General features: G+C 49.5%; 1 protein-coding gene. It reads right to left on the reverse strand.

Translation table 11 applies throughout. The features are described from left to right. Positions 1 to 47: 47 nt before the first annotated feature. The coding region (locus CWM53_RS00020) for an arylamine N-acetyltransferase family protein (RefSeq protein WP_165784987.1) at positions 48 to 547 on the reverse strand (500 nt) is incomplete at its 5' end.

A 547-nucleotide genomic window follows, 5' to 3' on the forward strand; every position in this document is an offset into this window, starting at 1 on the left:
CTCTGTATATTGCATTAGGATAAACAAAGGGAAGGCGGCGCTCAGGATTACACTGCCTTCCCGATGTATTGCGGTACAGACAGAGCAAATCGTTTTTTCAGTACACGGGCAATATCGCCTTCCGTGAGTTGCTGCTTCTCTACGCCCTCTGCGGTGATTATTTTCAACACATTACCTAGCAAAATCAGGCGCCCCTCGGAGCCGTGCTGCACGATAAGTAGTTTCTGCACAAAGATGGCATCAGGATGGGTGGAGTTGAGGTAATTGGCCGGGACGAAATCAATCCACTCCTGGGGTGATAGATCAAAACTGTATTGATTGGCCCATTCACCCTCCACCTTCGCTTGTAGCAGGTACTCGCTATTAACGTCACGGATAAGTCGGAAAGTGTCGAAATCCTGTTCAATATCGGTATCTAGCATGTCTATGGCGATCGGTGCGCGAATACCATAGCTGCCGAACCCTAGATCGCAAAGCCACAGGCGGTCATCGACTTCAGCAATTAATGCCATATGCGTTTTTGGTCGGCGTGCCGGGTAGAACATCG

Origin of the sequence: Klebsiella sp. A-Nf5, assembly GCF_002810545.1 — a bacterium.
Taxonomy (GTDB): domain Bacteria; phylum Pseudomonadota; class Gammaproteobacteria; order Enterobacterales; family Enterobacteriaceae; genus Klebsiella; species Klebsiella variicola.